13 protein-coding genes are annotated in these 16,012 nt (G+C 70.7%); 7 read left to right on the top strand and 6 right to left on the bottom strand.

Features of this window, described 5'->3' with window-relative positions:
- Positions 1–221: 221 nt before the first annotated feature.
- From AB0M88_RS49680 to AB0M88_RS49670, 3 genes are all read left to right on the top strand, one after another.
- The gene (locus AB0M88_RS49680) at positions 222–1,106 is read left to right on the top strand and encodes a hypothetical protein (protein WP_364114693.1); all 885 of its coding nucleotides are present in this window, start codon (positions 222–224) and stop codon (positions 1,104–1,106) included.
- The gene (locus AB0M88_RS49675; RefSeq protein WP_364114692.1) at positions 1,103–2,299 is read left to right on the top strand and encodes a serine hydrolase; all 1,197 of its coding nucleotides are present in this window, start codon (positions 1,103–1,105) and stop codon (positions 2,297–2,299) included. Before AB0M88_RS49680 ends, AB0M88_RS49675 begins: the two co-directional genes overlap by 4 nt.
- Positions 2,300–2,373: 74 nt before the next feature.
- Positions 2,374–3,489: an alpha/beta fold hydrolase gene (locus AB0M88_RS49670; protein WP_364114690.1), complete on the top strand. Its 1,116-nt coding sequence runs from the start codon at positions 2,374–2,376 to the stop codon at positions 3,487–3,489.
- Positions 3,490–3,616: 127 nt separating this feature from the next.
- On the opposite strand, the gene AB0M88_RS49665 is transcribed toward AB0M88_RS49670, so the two are convergent.
- Complete coding sequence (locus AB0M88_RS49665; RefSeq protein ID WP_364114688.1) at positions 3,617–3,829, bottom strand: DUF2795 domain-containing protein; 213 nt, start codon at positions 3,827–3,829, stop codon at positions 3,617–3,619.
- A gap of 28 nt (positions 3,830–3,857) precedes the next feature.
- The gene (gene def, locus AB0M88_RS49660; protein WP_364114686.1) at positions 3,858–4,385 is read right to left on the bottom strand and encodes a peptide deformylase; all 528 of its coding nucleotides are present in this window, start codon (positions 4,383–4,385) and stop codon (positions 3,858–3,860) included.
- A gap of 56 nt (positions 4,386–4,441) precedes the next feature.
- Between def and AB0M88_RS49655 the strand changes: the two genes are divergently transcribed.
- Positions 4,442–6,286, top strand: coding sequence for a diguanylate cyclase (locus AB0M88_RS49655; protein ID WP_364114684.1), 1,845 nt, complete (start codon positions 4,442–4,444; stop codon positions 6,284–6,286).
- A gap of 4 nt (positions 6,287–6,290) precedes the next feature.
- Here the strand turns inward: AB0M88_RS49655 and AB0M88_RS49650 are convergent, their stop codons facing one another.
- The gene (locus AB0M88_RS49650) at positions 6,291–7,142 is read right to left on the bottom strand and encodes an aldo/keto reductase (RefSeq protein ID WP_364114682.1); all 852 of its coding nucleotides are present in this window, start codon (positions 7,140–7,142) and stop codon (positions 6,291–6,293) included.
- 66 nt (positions 7,143–7,208) lie between these two features.
- Here AB0M88_RS49650 and AB0M88_RS49645 point away from each other — a divergent pair, with 66 nt between their 5' ends.
- Both AB0M88_RS49645 and AB0M88_RS49640 read left to right on the top strand, forming a co-directional pair.
- Positions 7,209–7,910 (top strand): TetR/AcrR family transcriptional regulator, encoded by a 702-nt coding sequence (locus tag AB0M88_RS49645; RefSeq protein WP_364114680.1) that lies wholly within the window; start codon positions 7,209–7,211, stop codon positions 7,908–7,910.
- A 163-nt stretch (positions 7,911–8,073) separates the two neighbouring features.
- Positions 8,074–9,012, top strand: coding sequence for a hypothetical protein (locus AB0M88_RS49640; protein ID WP_364114678.1), 939 nt, complete (start codon positions 8,074–8,076; stop codon positions 9,010–9,012).
- Between the two features lie 57 nt (positions 9,013–9,069).
- On the opposite strand, the gene AB0M88_RS49635 is transcribed toward AB0M88_RS49640, so the two are convergent.
- From AB0M88_RS49635 to AB0M88_RS49625, 3 genes are read right to left on the bottom strand one after another with little or no spacing between them, the layout of a single operon-like run.
- Positions 9,070–10,344 (bottom strand): SGNH/GDSL hydrolase family protein, encoded by a 1,275-nt coding sequence (locus AB0M88_RS49635; protein WP_364114676.1) that lies wholly within the window; start codon positions 10,342–10,344, stop codon positions 9,070–9,072.
- A complete protein-coding gene (locus AB0M88_RS49630) occupies positions 10,341–13,307 on the bottom strand; it encodes a glycosyl hydrolase 115 family protein (protein WP_364114674.1) in 2,967 nt (988 codons plus the stop codon). The genes AB0M88_RS49635 and AB0M88_RS49630 overlap by 4 nt, the downstream gene beginning before the upstream one ends.
- Entirely contained in the window at positions 13,304–14,548 is a 1,245-nt protein-coding gene (locus AB0M88_RS49625; protein ID WP_364114672.1) for an SGNH/GDSL hydrolase family protein, read from the bottom strand. Before AB0M88_RS49625 ends, AB0M88_RS49630 begins: the two co-directional genes overlap by 4 nt.
- Before the next feature lie 273 nt (positions 14,549–14,821).
- Here AB0M88_RS49625 and AB0M88_RS49620 point away from each other — a divergent pair, with 273 nt between their 5' ends.
- Entirely contained in the window at positions 14,822–15,883 is a 1,062-nt protein-coding gene (locus tag AB0M88_RS49620) for an endo-1,4-beta-xylanase (protein WP_364114670.1), read from the top strand.
- Positions 15,884–16,012 lie beyond the last annotated feature (129 nt).

Here is a 16,012-nt window from a genome sequence, read left to right as displayed (position 1 = left end):
GGTGGTGGGGGGGATTGGGGGGCCGCGGCACCATAAACTCGCCCGGGGGGGGTTTACCGCGCCCCGGGGGGGTGGGGGGGGCCCCGATTCACTTTCGGAGCGCATTCATCCGTTCACTTAAAGTGAGATTAATCTTCCGGGGCTTCTGCACGAAGGACAGGACTTCAAGTACTACGCATGCGCGCACTTGAGATGTCCCGGAATCCGACAAGAATCACCTCATGACGTACGGCAAGAAGGACCTGCCATACCCCTACAGCCAGGACTTTTCCGGCATCGTTTCCCGCGTGAAGGGTGTCCGGGAGTCGACCCGGGCGGCCCTGATCAACTCGCTCAAGGTCGCGTCCTACCTCAAGGCTGGCGCCAACCTCGTCGAGCGGCACCTGGGCACGCCCCTCGAGGTCGCATGCGTGGGTGACGGTCGCAAGGAGTTCTGGTCGGGGTTGCACTTCCTGTCGGAGCGTGCGCTGTCCCGCGAGGTGGCCGAGCTCGAGCCGCCGTTCCTGCGGCAGCGCGGCACCGGGCCGTACCGGTCGACCTGGGCCAGCCACGACGACTACCTCAACGACCTGCTCTCGTTCCTCTTCCACGCCATGAACTACGACCCGCAGTACGGCGCCGGCATCGAGACCCGCGGCGACTGGCTGATCACCGGCGACAGCTTCGTCGACGCCGTCGAGCGGGCCACCTACTACGAGCTGATGGCGATCTGCCGGATGCCGCTGTTCCGCCTGCAACTGGTCGTCGTCGCCACCGCCGACCGCAACGACGGCATCCACGAGTCGATCGCGAATCAGTACGCGGGCGCCCTCGAGCCGTGGAGCAAGATCTACGAGGCCTTCATGGCGGCCCGCGGCTACCGGCTGCGCGACGGCATCACGATCCAGGAGTTCACCAACATCTTCGCCGCGCTGACCGAGGGCTTCGCCATCCGGCACCTCGGCGACCCCAATGCCGGGGTGGCCGGCGACGACCCGTCCGGAAACCTGCTCGGCAAGGCCGTGCTCGGCATCCTCCGCGGCTACCTGGTCCCGATCGACTCCCCCGACCACCAGACCCTCCACGAGGTCTTCCAGCATCCCCCCTTCGACGGGCGCAACCCATGACCAGCACCACTGAGCGCCCGGCCGTTCCGACCCCGCCCAAGGATCCGTCCTGGTGGGACCGGCAGGGTGACCTGATCATGCGCCGGCCGTTCAACGAGTGGACCTTCACTCACATGAACTGGCTGATGCCGACCGAGCGGGTGTCCCGTGGCCCCGGGCATCACCGGCCGATCCCTCGCGACCCGCAGCCGCTCAACCTGACCTACTGGTTCGACGGCCGCGACCACAGCCTCACCGAGCTGCACCGCCGCACCTTCACCACCGCGTTCGTCGTGCTGCACAACGGCGCGATCGTCCACGAGTACTATCCGGGTGCCTTCGCCGGCCCCCGCACCCGCATGCAGCAGTTCTCGGTCTCCAAGTCGGTCACCTCGATGCTCGTCGGCATCGCGCTGGCCGCCGGCGAGATCGGCAGCGTCAAGGACTGCGTCACCGACTACCGCCCCGACTTCGCCGGCACGGCCTACGAATCCACCACCCTCGAAGAGCTGCTCACGATGACCAGCGGGGTCGGCGGACTCGAGACGTGGGACGTGTCCGACAGCGGCATCAAGCGCTTCGAGCAGGCCGTGATGGGCGGCGGCAACGTCGCCGAGGTGATCAAATCAGCCCGCCGCACGGCCGAGCCCGGCGAGCGGTTCAACTACTCGACCTTCGACGCCCAGGTGCTCGGCTGGGTGCTCGAGGCGGCGACCGGCATGTCCCTCGCGGCGTACCTGTCCGACCGCCTGTGGCGGCACCTCGGCGCCGACCGCGACGCCTTCTACTGGCTCACCCGGGCCCGCCCCCGCACCGCCATCGGGGCCGGCTCGTTCAACGCCACCCCGCGCGACCTCGCCCGCCTCGGCCTGCTCATGGCCCACGACGGCGTGGCCGGCGACCGCCAGATCGTCCCCCGCGACTGGGTGCGCCGCAGCCGCGGCAGCGACCTCCCCCAGCTGGCGGTGGGCGCGCTCGGACCGAGCGGTTACGACCACTACGGGTACGCGAACCAGTGGTGGACGCTCGGCAGCGCCTGTTTCGACGCGTTCACCGGACTCGGCGTGCACGGACAATACCTGTTCGTCGACCCCGCCGCCGATGTCGTGATCGTCAAGTGCAGCGCCTGGCCGACCCAGGACGATCCCGCCCGTGACCTGGAGACCATCAACGCTCTCCGGCGGATCGCCGACCATTTCGCCTGCACCCGCTGAATTTTCTCTTCCTCTTTAGTAATTCATTCCGGGCTGCTCCCTGCCCGGAAAACACACCCCGAAAGGAACCGTTGATGTCGCACGCCTTCCGGCGGAAAGCGCCTGTGCTGCTGGCAGTCGCTGTCCTCACCACCGCCGGGCTCACCGTGAGTGGCTCGCCCGCGAACGCGGCCACGACACCGGGCTCCATCCAGTCCTCGACCGCGGCGACCCTGCCGCCCGAGCTGGCGCCCCTCGCCACCGGGAAGCGCATCACCTACTACACGACCTCGGTCAGCGGCTCCGCGATCACGGCCACCGGCCTGGTCATGACCCCGAAGACCGGCAAGGTGAACAGGACCGTGGTCTGGGCCCACGGCACCACCGGGCTGGCCGACCAGTGCACCCCGTCCACCAACTTCAACGTCTTCTGGCCCGAGGCCCGGGCCGCCGTCGCGGCGCTGCTGGCCAAGGGCTTCACGGTCGCCGCGCCCGACTACCCGGGGCTCGGCACGTCACAGTCCCACCCGTACCTGATCGGCGGCAGCGAGGGCCGGGCGATCATCGACAGCGTCAAGGCGGCGCGCAACCTCGACTCCGCGCTCAGCACGCAGTACGCGATCGACGGCCACTCCCAGGGTGGCCAGGGCGCGCTGTTCGCCGGTGAGCTGGCTCCCTCGTACGACGGGAACCTGACGCTGAAGGGCGTCTCGGCGATCGCCCCGGTCTCGAACGCCGACCTTTTCGCTCCCCTGATCCCGGGCACGCCCGGCCAGGGCTACCTGGTGATGGCGCTCTACGGCCTGCAGACGGTCGACACGACGTTCAGCGCGACCAGCCCGCTCGCCAGCCCGGCCAAGATGCGTACGCCGGTGCTCGCCGCCGGCTGCCTCAACGAGATCCTCTCGACGTACCAGTCGCTGACCGCCTCGCAGCTCCTGGTCGGCGGCGCGCTCTCCACGCCTGTCGTCAACGAACTGGTGCACTTCGCGAACCCGGCCCAGCAGCCGTCGAGCGCACCGATCCTTCTGATCCAGGGCACCGAGGACGCGGCAGTGCCCTACGACATCACGGCTGAGGCCTTGCTGCCCGAGTTGCAGCAGTACTCCCAGCCCGTGCAGTTCGTCCCTGTCCAAGGGGCCGACCACGACGGCGCGGTCACGGCGACGACCAGCCTCGTGGCGGACTGGATCGCGGCTCGATTCAGCTGACAACCGGCCCCCACCGCCGGCGCTACGTCTCGCGTGCCCGACCCCCCGCGTGAGACGTAGGCCCGCCGGCTGGCAGAGGCCCGGCCACCGGGAACGGGAAGCCCTGGTGGCCGGGCCCGCTGTCGTCTCAGTCCGGCGGCTCGTCGTTCAGAGCGACGGAGCTGCGGACCTCCGAGATATCGCGATAGACGTCGGGCGGCAGGGCGCGGAGCGCCTTGACCGCGGGCGAGTCGGCGGGCGCGCCACGAGCCTCGGCGTGCGCGACGATGTGGTCCCGTTCGGCAGGGAAGTCCAGATCCTCGAGGAGGGTCTGGACTTCGCTGAAGTTTGCGCTGGTCATGACCAGCGCTTACCCCCTCCGGGCCGAACTAATGCGGGCTCGCCTTCACCGTCGCGTCGAACCAGGCCGCCTCCCGCAGAGTCGCCAGCAGGCGCTGCTGCTGGGACGGGTCCTGCCGGTCGATGAAGAGCACGCCGTCGAGGTGGTCGGTCTCGTGCTGGATGCAGCGCGAGAGCAGGCCGTCGCCGACCACCTGCACCGGGTCGCCGTGCTGGGTGAAGCCCTTGGCCACCACGTTGAGACGCCGCTTCGTGTCGAGGTAGATGCCGGGGATCGACAGGCAGCCCTCGGGGCCGCCCTGCTCCTCGTCGTCGGGGAAGTCGAGCACCGGGTTGACCAGGTGATCGACGCCGCCGTCGACCAGCTGGGGCGCGATCACGAAGACGCGCCGGCCCACCCCGAGCTGGGGCGCGGCCAGCCCGGCGCCGCCCCGGTCGGCCAGGGTCTCGCGGAGGTCGGACACCAGCGTGCGCAGCTCGGCGTCGAAGTCGGCCACCTCGGCGGCCGGCTGCCGCAGCACCGGGTCACCGACGAGCCGGATCGGAATGACAGTCACCACCGAATCCTACGGTTATCTCACGTCGCCGCATCGGACGCCGATCGGTGCGGCCAATGGAAGCGACTCGGGTGGGGATCAAGGCACGGCGGCCGTGGGCCGACCCGGTGCTCGTCGCCATGGCCGCCGTCACCGTGGCCGCGTTCCCCTGGTTCTGGTTCGCCGGGGCGCCGAGCGCGGTCGTCTCGTCGTGGGTTCTCCAGTTCGGCCTCGACTTTCTCACCGCGGCCCTCGCCGTACGCCTGAGCCGGGCGACCGCCGGGTCGCGATATGCCCGCCGGTTCTGGCGGGCGGTGATCCTGGCCGGTGCGAGCTGCACGATCGGCGACGGCTACCAGGCGGTCCGGGTCATCCTCAACCCGCAGGACAAGGCGACCAGCATCGTGCAGACCGGTTTCGTGGTGGTCGGCATGTCGTCGGTCGTGCTGACGATGCTCGCCCATCCGCTCGGCGGGTCGGGCCGTCAGCGCCTGCGCCTGTGGCTCGACACGGCGACCGCGCTGACCGGCATCGCGGTGTTCCTCTGGTACTTCTCGGTCGCCACGGTGCTGACCACCGGCGACCGCCCGCAGCGCTACGCCGGGGCGGCGACCTGCGCGGTCATGCTGCTGATCGCGTTCGCCCTGCTCAAGTTCGTGATGAGCGGCTCGGCCCCGTTCAGCCGGGCGCCGGCCCTGCTCGCCTGCATCGGGCTGGCCGGCACCGGGTTCGGCTCGACCATGGTCACGACGCTGACCGGCACCAACGACCCGCGGATGACGTTCCTGACCCAGCTGGTCCCGTGCATGCTGACCACCGCGAGCCTGCGCTTCCAGGAGGTGCTCACGGTGGCCACCGGCCCGGCCCCGGCCTCGCCCGCGCGACAGTCGAGCCGACTCCCCTACGTGGCCGTCGCGGTCACTCAGGTGCTGCTCGTCGTGGTGCTGCTCAAGTTGCACGCCGACATCCGGGTGTGGGGCGTCGCGGTCGGCACCCTGGTGATCACCACGCTGGTGGTGGGCCGTCAACTGGCCGCCTTCCACGACAACGAGCGGCTGCTGGCCGAGCGCGACCGCCAGCGCGAATGGTTCGGCTCGCTGGTGCAGCACTCGTCCGACGTGACCCTGGTGGTCGGCGGGGACGGCCTCATCCGGTACACCAGCCCGGCCAGCCGGCGCGTGCTAGGCGTCGACCCGTCCCGCCTCACCGGCACCCTGCTCGGCACGCACGCCCTGGTGGAGGACCGGCCGCGGCTCGACGCCTTGTTCGCCCGGCTGGCCGCGGCACCGGGCGTCGACGTCAACGCCCAGCTGCGCATGCGGCACGCCGACGGCAGCCTGCGCTGGCTCGACATCGTCGGCGCCGACCTGAGCGACAACCCGAGCGTCGACGGCATCGTGCTCAACGCCCGCGACATCACCGAGGCGCGCGCCCTGCAAGACGAACTGCGCCACCAGGCCACCCACGACGGCCTGACCGGCCTCGGCAACCGCACCCTGCTCGATCAGAAGCTGCGCGGCACCCCGGCCGGCGACGTCCTCGGCATCCTGCTGGTCGACCTGGACGGCTTCAAACCGATCAACGACGAGCGCGGCCACCACGCGGGCGACCAGGTGCTGGTCGCGGTCGCCCACCGGCTGGGCGTCCTGGCCGGCGCCGGCGGGAGCGCGATCCGCCTGGGCGGCGACGAGTTCGCGGTTCTCCTGCCGGGCGCCGCCCTGGCCGCCGCCGAGTCGCTGGCTACTCTGATCACCGAGTCGTTGGCCGAACCCATCCCCCTGCTGGGAGGGCCGGTGCAGGTCGGTGCGAGCGTGGGCGCGGCGTCCGGCCCGGCCGGGGACGCCGAACAGCTGCTGCGCGAGGCCGACGCCGCGATGTACCGGGTCAAGGCCGAGCGCCGCAGCCACGCCCACGCCCGCTGACGGGTCAGGCGCCGAGGGTCGCTTTCGACTCGTCGGCCAGGGCGGTCAGCCGGGCCACCTCGGCGTCGGTCAGCCGGTCGGCGACCCCGGCGGCGGCGACGTTGGAGCGCAGGTGACCGGGGTCGGCCGTGCCCGGGATGACGACCACGGCCGGGGACCGGCGCAGCAGCCAGCCCAGAGCCACTTGCGCCGGCGTGGCCCCGAGCCGCCGAGCGGGCGCGAGCAGTTCGACGAAGTCGGTGAGTCTGCCGGCTCCGAGCGGGAAGTACGGGACGAACAGGATGCCCTGCGCCTCGCAGGCGGCCAGGACCTGAACGCCGCTGCGGTCGAGCAGGTTGAAACGGTTCTGAACGGCGGCGATCGGCGTCATCCTCTGCGCGCGGGCCAGCATCTCGGGCGACGCTCCGGAGAGGCCGATCCGGCGTACGAGGCCTTGTTCCCGCAGCTCGACGAGCACGCCGAGGGCGTCCTCCAGCGGCACCTCGCTGCCCACGCCGGGCGTGTCGCCGGCCAGCCGCAGGTAGGTGAGCTCGCTGGCCTCGGTGCCCATGTCGGTCAGCGCCTCATGGACCTGCCGGCGGACGGTGCCGGGGTGGTGGGTGAGGATCCACGACCGGTCCGGGCCCCGCCCGGCGCCGACCTTGTTCCCGACGATCACGCCTTCCGGCCAGGGCTTCAGCGCTTCGCCGATCAACTGATTGACCGTACGCGGGCCGTAGGCGTTCGCGGTGTCGAACAACGTGACGCCCAGCTCGACCGCCGACCGCAGCATCGCGCGCGCCGCTTCGGGATCGGCCGGTCGGCCCCACACGTTCGGACCGGCCAGCCGCATCGCACCGTAACCAACTCGGTTCACTGATCCCCTCCAAGCCGTATCACTGTTCCGAATCAGTGATACGCCGAATGCGGTAGCATTGCAACGGTGGACGAGACCAAGAGCCGCAGCCGGCAGCAGATCCTCGAGGCGGCGGCCGGGATTCTGGAGCGGGACGGCGCCCGGGCCGTCTCGACCCGTTCGGTGGCCGCGGCCGCCGGCATCCGGGCCGCCTCCCTGTACCAGCTCTTCGGCGACATGGACGGGCTGCTGGCGGCGCTGGCCGTCCACGCCTTCGACATCTACCTCGACGAGAAACACACGCTGACCCCCACCGACGACCCCGTTGCCGACCTGCGCCGAGGCTGGGACACGCACGTCGAATTCGGGCTGCGTCACCCGGCCTTCTACGTGCTGATGTTCGGCACCGACCGCCCGGGGCGCCGACCGCCCGCCGCCGACGAGGCACACGCGCTCCTGCTGAAGTTCTTCGACCGGGTGGCCGCCGCCGGCCGGTTGCGTGTGCCCCCGCCCGTGGCCGCAGCCCTGTCGGTGGCCGCCATCACCGGGGTGACGCTGTCCCTGCTCGGCCTGCCGCCGGACGCCCGCGACCCGTCGATCTCGGCGAAGATGCGGGAGACGATCGTCGCCGCCCTGACCACCGACCCGCCGGCGTCCGCCGCCCCCGGGTTGGCCTCACAGGCCCTGGCCCTGAACGCCACCCTGGCCACCGCCGACCCGGCTATCCTGCCGTTCCGCCCGACCGAGACCGCCCTGCTCCGCGACTGGCTGAACGAGCTGGCCCGCTAGGCCGCCTCGCTGGGCGGCCTCGGCCAATGGGTCCCGGGCGGGCTCAGCCGGGCGGGCTCAGCCGGGCGGGCTCAGCCGGGCGGGCTCAGCCGGGCGGGCTCAGCCGGCTGGCGTCGGGCGGGCTCGCTCGGTGGTGTTGTGCCTGGTCGGCACGATGTCGGTCATGGCTCCCCGTCGGCCGGCTGCGGCCGGCCTCGTCGTTGCGATGCTGCTCGCGGGCTGTGCCGGCCACACCGGGCCCCCACCACCCGCCGGCTGCCCGCCCGACGGCACGGCACCCACGGCGGCGCCGCGCCCTCCCGAGCCGGTCGGCACGACCAGACCGGTGCTGGGCGGCGGCGGCCTGGTCGACGCCCAGGTGACCGAGGTGCTCGACCCCCTGCCGGAGGGCACGCCGGACACCGGGTGCCGGCTGGTCAGCTTCGGCCTCCGGCTGCTCGCCCACTCGTCGGTCGTGACCGTCGATCTGTTCTCGAAGATGAGGCTCGTGACCGCGAACGGCGACTTCTACCAGCCGTACGTCGAGGAGACCGAGGGGCGGGACGACCTCGACAACGCCGAGCTGATGCCCGGTGACGAGCGGCGCGGCCGGGTGAACTTCGAGGTGCCGGCCGCGGTCGAGCTGAGCTACTTCGCCATCGACAGCCTGGTCGCCGACGCGTCGAAGCCGGCCGGGCCGGTCCGGCCGCCGCCCTACCGGCCGGGAAACTGGCCGGGGCTGGGCGCGACTCAGGTCGCCGACCGGCTGCCCGGCGAACGGCTCGAGGTCACGCCGCTCAAGATCATGGACCCGACGCCGGCCGGCGCGGGCGTGAAGGCCGGCCGCCGGGCGTACTCGGTGCAGCTGCGGCTGCGGAGCGTGGGCACCAGGACCTGGCCGTTCAACCCGGAGATCACGACGACGTTCATCGACAGCCGGGGACGGAACTGGATTCCCGGCTTCGTCACCACCACGGCCGCGCCGCCGTTCGATCCGTTGCACGGCGAGCCGGGCGGCAAGGCGCAGACCGGCTGGGTGACCGGCGAGATCCCGGGCGACGCCCGGATCGTGGCGGTGATCTTCTCGCCCTACACGGGCGTCGTCTATGCGTGGCGTGTGTGAAACCGCCGCCGGTCGCGGCTGCTGGGCCCACGACCGGCGGCGGAAAATGCGCGCCGGCTAGACCGGCGCCACCTGGGCGGACGGTGCCCGGGCGGTGGTGAACAGCCCGGGCGGCACGGCGGCGGCGAGCGCGCCGTAACCGGCCGGGGTCAGGTGCAGCTCGTCCCCCACGTCGTACGCCGGGAGGATCCGCCGCGGGTTGGCCGGATCGCGCACGGCCGCGTCGAAGTCGACCACCGCGTCGAACGTACGGCTGTGCCGGATCCAGGAGTTGACCGCCTGCCGTGACCTCTCGCGGAGTCCGCCGGCGTCGTCGTAGCCGGTGTTGCCGCCGAACGGCGTGATCGTCGCGCCGTAGACCGCGATGTCCCGGGCCGAAGTCCGGGTCACGATCTGCCGGAACGCCGCGATCAGGTCGTCGGTCACCTGGCGCTGGGCGGCGTCGGTGGCGTCGGCCGTGCCGATGTCGTTGACCCCTTCGAAGATCAGCATCCAGCCGACCGCGCCGAGCGCCAGCACGTCCCGGTCGAGGCGGGCGAGCACGCTGGGCCCGAGGCCGTCGTTGAGGATGCGGTTGCCGCCGGCCGCCTGGTTGAGCACCGGGATCCGGCCGTGCAGCCGGGACAGCAGCTGGTCGGGCCACCGGTCGTTGCCGTTGGTGGTGGACCCCCGGCCGTCGGTCAGGGAGTCGCCGACGATCACCAGCGCGGACCCGGTGCCGACGACTTCCACCCCGCTGAGCAGGTACCAGTGGTCGGCCCCGGCCGAGCCGGGCAGGTCGCCGTCGAGGTGGTGGTCGCCGTTGACGAGGTGGGTCGTGGTGCGGGAACCCGGATGCGAGGTCAGGCTGAGCGTCGCCTGCCCCGACGCCAGGTAGCACGAGACCGTCAGGTTGGACATCGGCGCGACCGGGAAGTCGACCGGGTCGGAGACCACCTGGGCGCCCATCGGCACGACCGTGGACGGGCGCCCGCTGAAGGTCAGCGGCCGGCTGCTGCCGGGGCGGATCGCCGAGACCCCGGCCGCGCCGCCGGCCGGCAACGCGACCGACGCCGCGGTGATCGGGAGCGCCGCCCCGCCGAAGGCGTTGGAGAACCGCACCCGCACCTGCGACCCGCCGATCGAGGTGTGCACGGTCTGCCGCAGCGTCGTGTCGACCAGCGTCGAGTCGGCGCCGGTGAACGGCGCCGGCGGCAGGTTGCCCGGCTCGGTCAGCTGGGGCATCGAGACCCAGGTGTGGATCCAGCGCCTTTTCCCCGCCGGGTGGGGGGAGGGAAGTGCCAGCGCCGCCGGCGCGGCGGCACCAAGGCCGAGGAGCGTACGCCGGTTCATGCGGCCCTCCTGCTCTCGGGCGGCCCGAGGTAGCTGTACGGAAGCGGCGCGGTCTGCACGACCAGGCGCTGCACGATGACCGTGGGATCGACCATCCAGAACGTCAGCGTGTGCCGGCCGGGCCGGTCCACCTGGTGCACGGTCGTCGTCACGTTGATGTTGTCCGAGGTGTTGCGGGCCCACTGGTTGTTCATGGTGCCGTCGTCCGAGCCGGTCGCGTGGATGATGTCGACGACCTGCGGCGTCTCGCCGTCGATCGACACCGCGTAATGCAGACCGCTCGTCGGATAGACGTTGTTGCGGGGCGACAGATAGGCCGAGACCTTCACCGGACCGGTCGTGGTCAAGGTCATCGTGTAGCTGAGTGAACCGCTCGAGGGGGTGAGCCCGTTTCCGGTCCGGCCGATGCCGGGCAGCAGTTGCCAGTCGCCGGTCTTGGAGCTGTAGTGGTCGGCCTCCATCGCCACATATCCGTCGGCCTCGAGGAATCCGCTCGGCTTGAGCGTGGGATTGCTGATCGGCGCCTGGACGGTGACCGTGTTTCCGGCGCCGGTAACCGTGATCGGCACGGTGGAGGTGCCGCGCGGCGCGAACCGCCAGTCCACGCTCACCGTGGCGCGGATCTGATCGGTCACCCGGCCGGAGGACGGCGTGACGTGAACCCACGGCTGGGCGGCCGAGATCCGGTAGTTGAAGGCGGTCGTGCCCTTGTTGTAGACCTCGATGTACTGCGCCGGCTGCGACTGCCACGGGCTGAAGGCCGGCAGCTTGACCGCGTCGCCACCGTCGAGGGCCACACCCATCGCGGCCGCCGACGGCACGGTGATCCGTTGCAGGTGCGGGTAGATCTCGTCCGGCAGGGCCACATTGTTCAGTTCCGGCTGCTGCCAGGGCGCGTTCGGACCGTACCGCTCGACATCCCCGTACCCGATCTTGGGCTGGGTCTGCCAGTTCGCCCATTTGCCGCCGGCCAGCGAGTTGTTGTAGTAGTCGCTCATCGCCTGGTCCTGGGCGAACAACCGCTCGGCCCGATCGGCCAGGGCGTTGGTGGCCGCACGGCCCTGACCGGCATATTCGATGTTCGTGAACTCGGCCTGCCGCAGCGCATAGATGAGCGCGGTGTCCTTGATTTCGTAGTACGCGAGCTCGTAGAACGCGTCCTGCCAGGCCGCCGGTATCCTCTGCCGGAGGTAGGCGGCCCGCGCGGCCAGCGACTGCCATTCCGCGGTCACCCGGTCCATCTCGCGATAGGCCGTCAAACTGAACGGATTGCCCTGGTCGTCGTTGATGACCGCGGTCGGATCGGTGCTCAGGTCCTTGCTCGGGTCGACGGTGATGCGACGGTTCAAAAGCTCCGGCTTACGCCGGGACTGCAGCCGGGCGTAGTCGCCGAGCAGGCCCGCGACGGCCGGCGCCAGCGCCGGGCCGAAACTCTCCTTCGCGTACGCGGTGAGCCAGTCCCCGAGCCCGTTCAGCGGAATCGCGTTCGGATTCCACGCGTAGTCGAGGAAGAACTGGGTCGGCACCTCCTCGTTCTTCAGGTCGCCGACGTTCGCCATCCACAGCCGGTTGACGCCGGAGGCGTACGCCCGGTGCAGCTGCTCCCACGTGTTGGTGAGGTTGGCGGTGTCGGCCCACTTGTAGTTGCGGCCCGCCCCGACGTAGTCGAAGTGGTAATACATGCCGAACCCGCCGCTGCGCTTCAGGTCGTCGGCCTGCGGGAGCCGCCGCATGTTGCCCCAGTTGTCGTCGCAGAACACGACCGTGACGTCGTCCGGTGGCCGGTAGCCCTCGTCCCAGTAGCGCTGGACCTCCTTGTAGAGGGTCTGCACCTGGGGCCGGTCGATCAGCCCGGTGTCCTTGAGGATCTGCCGCTGGGTGTCGATGATGTTGCTCATCAGGCCGATGCCGTCGCCGTCGGGCAGGCCGGTGTCGCCGTTGCCGCGCATGCCGAGCGTGATCACGCCCTCGATGTCCTGGTCGGCCATCCGCTGGGCACCGTCCCGCCAGTACGCCTTGAGCGCGTCGGCGTTGTGCACGAAGCTCCACTGCCCGTTCCCGCCGTACGGATCCGTGCCGTTGACCGCGTGCCGGTTCCACTCCTCGATGCCCCGCATCATGGGTGCCTCGTGCGAGGTGCCCATGACCACGCCGTACAGCGTGGCGGTGGCGTGGTTGAGCGGGTCGTCCTCGGCGAAGGCCCGGCCCCAGACGGCCGGCCAGAGGTAGTTGGCCTTGAGCCGCAGCATGGTCTCGAAGACCTTGGCGTAGTAGGCGGCGTTGAGGCCGCCCGGATAGCCCGGTGCCTTGCCGGGCCCGAAGTAGCCCGGGGCCCACTCGCCGGTGGCCGGGTTCTCGTCGTTGATGAAGAACCCGCGGTATTTGACCGCCGGTGTGCCCTGGGTGTGTCGCCCGGGCGTCACGTAGAGCGCGGCGTGGTGGGCGGCCGGCACGTCGTCCCAGAAGTACCAGGGCGAGACGCCGATGTTCTTGGACAGGTCGTACGCGCCGTAGATCGAGCCGCGCTGGTCGGAGCCGGCGATCACGAAGGCGCGCCGCACCCCGGGCAGCGGGTTGTCGACGACCTGCTCGACCGTCGTCTCCCACTTGCCCCTGATCGAGCTGACGTCGAGCCTGCCCCGGGCGACGATCGAGTCGACGAGCGGGCTCTTGCCGATCGTGCCGACGATGATCGGGTCTCGTCCGGCCGGAGTCGTGCCGTGGCTGACCGCGGGGCGCACCCCGGTGACCTTCTGGATGTCGGACTGCAGGTCGTCGGCGACCCGGATCACGCCCGAGTAGTCGTCGGCGCTGACGACGATCGGCGCGCCCACCACGGGGAAGCGGCCGGGGCCGTTCTCGAACGCGACGTAGCCGGACTCGGGCGGCGAGCCGGGGTGGGCCGCCGCCGCGGGGGCGGCGACCAGCGGGGACAGGAGCAGCAGAGCGAGAAGAGACTTCATCGGAAGAACCTCAGGGGTACGGCGGCGGCCATCACGACCATGCCGGCATCGTTGGGGTGCAGGTGGTCGCCGCTGTCGTACGCGGGGTTGAGGTGCAACGGGTCGCCGGGGGCCTGCATGGCCCGGTCGAAGTCGACGACCCCGTCGTACTCCCCGCTCGTACGGATCCAGCGGTTGACCGCCTGGCGTTTGCCTTCGTTCTCAGCGCTCCAGAAGTCGAGGGTGTCGTCCTTGAACGGCAGGATCGTGCCGCCGAAGATCCGCAGGCCGGCCTGCCGGGAGCGGGCGATCAGCTGCCGGTGTCCGGCGATCAGGTCGTCGGCCGAGACCACCTCGCTCGCCGGCGCGCTGGTGCCCGGGTGGCCGAGGTCGTTGATGCCGAGCAGCACGATCACGTCGGAGGCGCCGGGCTGGGTGAGCACGTCGCGGTCGAACCGGCGCAGCGCGCTCTGCCCGAAATATGCCGCGTAGGCCTCGGCCGGGTTGCCGGCCGGCGGGTTGGGATCGTGCAGGATCCGGTTGCCGGAGATGCCGACGTTGACCACGCCGCGGTCGAGGCCGGCCCGGCGCAGCCGCGCGGCCAGCAGGTCGGGCCAGCGATGGTTCAGGTTGGCCGTGGTGTTGGCGCCGTTGGTGATCGAGTCGCCGAGCGTGACGATCGCGCTCGCCGACGACCGCACGCTGACCCCGGACAGGAACAGCACCTGCTGCAGGGTCTGGGTCGCGGTCACCTGGGGGGCCGCGGTGACGTTGCCGGAGGCGATCACGTTGTCCTGGTAGGAGAACGCGAACAGCGTCGTGACCGGTGTGGCCGACGGCAGATAGATGCTGATGAGCAGGTCGTCGGCCGCCGGCACGCGCAGGTCGACCGGGTCGCTGACCAGCGGCGCGCCGGCCGGGATCAGTGCCGACGGGTGGCCGCTGAAGGTGACCCGGTGGCTGGCGCCCGGGGTGCTCCGGCGGGCGAGGCGGACCTCGCCGATCCGCAGCGGCGTGTCGCCGAACTCGTTGGTGAGCCGCACCCGCAACCGGTCGCCGCCGGTGCTGATGTGGACGACATGTCGCACGGTCTGGTCGGACAGCGTCAGCATGCCGGTGGGCGGGATCGTCGTGGGCGGGGCGGCCCAGGTGCCGACGTCTTCGGTGGAGCGCCCGTGGGCGGCGGCCGCACCCGCGGGTGAGACCGCGGCCGCGACGGCCGCGCCGGAGGCGAGCGCTAAAAGCTCACGCCTGGTGGACATAGGGAATCTCCCTTGCATCGAGGACGGCGATGAAGGTCGAGCATGCTGGTGAACCGAGCATCTCCGAGAGTTTCGGAAACATCTCGGCCGAACCCCCGTAACGTAGAGGGGGTCATCTATGCCGTCAAGTCCTGCCTCGACCATCGCCGAAATCCCGGCGGAACGATCTTGCTGGTACGTAGCCCATTGACGAGACCGCACCGGTCCACATAGCTTTCCGGGATCCACCGGAACTTTCGGCATCCCGAATGGGGCCTTCAGGAGGAGAAACCGATGAAATCGCTCCGAATAGGACTGGGTGCGGCCGCCCTCGCCGCTCTCCTGGCCGGCAGTCTCGCGACCCTCCCGTCCACCGCCGCGACCGCCAACGACCAAGGCCTGCGCGCGGCGGCGCGCGGCACGGGCGTACGCATAGGAACCGCAGTCGATGCGACTGCCTTGACCGACGACGCGCCCTACCGAGCGGCCGTGGGCCGTGAGTTCGACGTGGTCACTCCCGAGAACGCGATGAAGTGGGAGTCGGTCGAGCCGACCCAGGGCCACTACGACTTCACACAGGCCGACCAGCTCGTCGCCTTCGCTCGCGCGCACGGTCAGCTGGTGCGCGGCCACACGCTGGTCTGGCACAGCCAGAACCCGGCCTGGCTGACCGAGGCGGCATTCACCCCGGCCCAGCTCAAGGACATCCTGCGCAAGCACATCTTCGACGAGATGGGCCACTTCCGGGGCAAGATCTGGGCCTGGGACGTGGCGAACGAGGTCTTCAACGAGGACGGCACGCTGCGCGACACGATCTGGCTGCGGGCGCTCGGGCCGGACTACATCGCGGACGCGTTCCGCTGGGCCCACCAGGCCGACCCGGGCGCGATCCTGTTCCTCAACGACTACAACGTCGAGGGCGTCAACGCGAAGAGCGACGCCTACTACGCGCTGATCAAGAAGCTGCAGGCCCAGCACGTCCCGGTCGGCGGCTTCGGCATCCAGGGCCACCTCGCCCTGCAGTACGGCCTGCCCGGCGACATCGCGGCCAACGTGCGCCGCTTCGACGCGCTCGGCGTGAAGACCGCGTTCACCGAGGTCGACGTGCGGATGCAGCTGCCCGCCGACCCGATCAAGGTGGCCGCGCAGGCCGAGGGCTTCGCCACGATGCTGCGGGCCTGTCTGCTGGTCAGGCACTGCGTCTCGTACACGGTCTGGGAGTTCACCGACAAATACTCGTGGGTCCCGGGCGTCTTCTCCGGCGAGGGCTCGGCGACGCCGTTCGACGAGAATCTCCAGCCGAAACCGGCCTACCAGACGATCCGCGAGACGCTGATGCTCGCCGGCCGCCGTTGACGAGTGGGCACGTGCCCACTAGCTTGTGGGGACGGGGCCCCAGCCGCCGGCGGCGACGCATTGGCCGGGGTCACGAACATCGGACCACCGCAGAGGCCGGAGGCCCCGCGGCGGCACCGTAAGCCCGAG

It is taken from the genome of Actinoplanes sp. NPDC051411, from assembly GCF_040682075.1.
In the GTDB taxonomy this organism is placed as follows: Bacteria; Actinomycetota; Actinomycetes; order Mycobacteriales; family Micromonosporaceae; genus Actinoplanes.
This window is presented reverse-complemented; position numbering and strand designations above follow the sequence as displayed.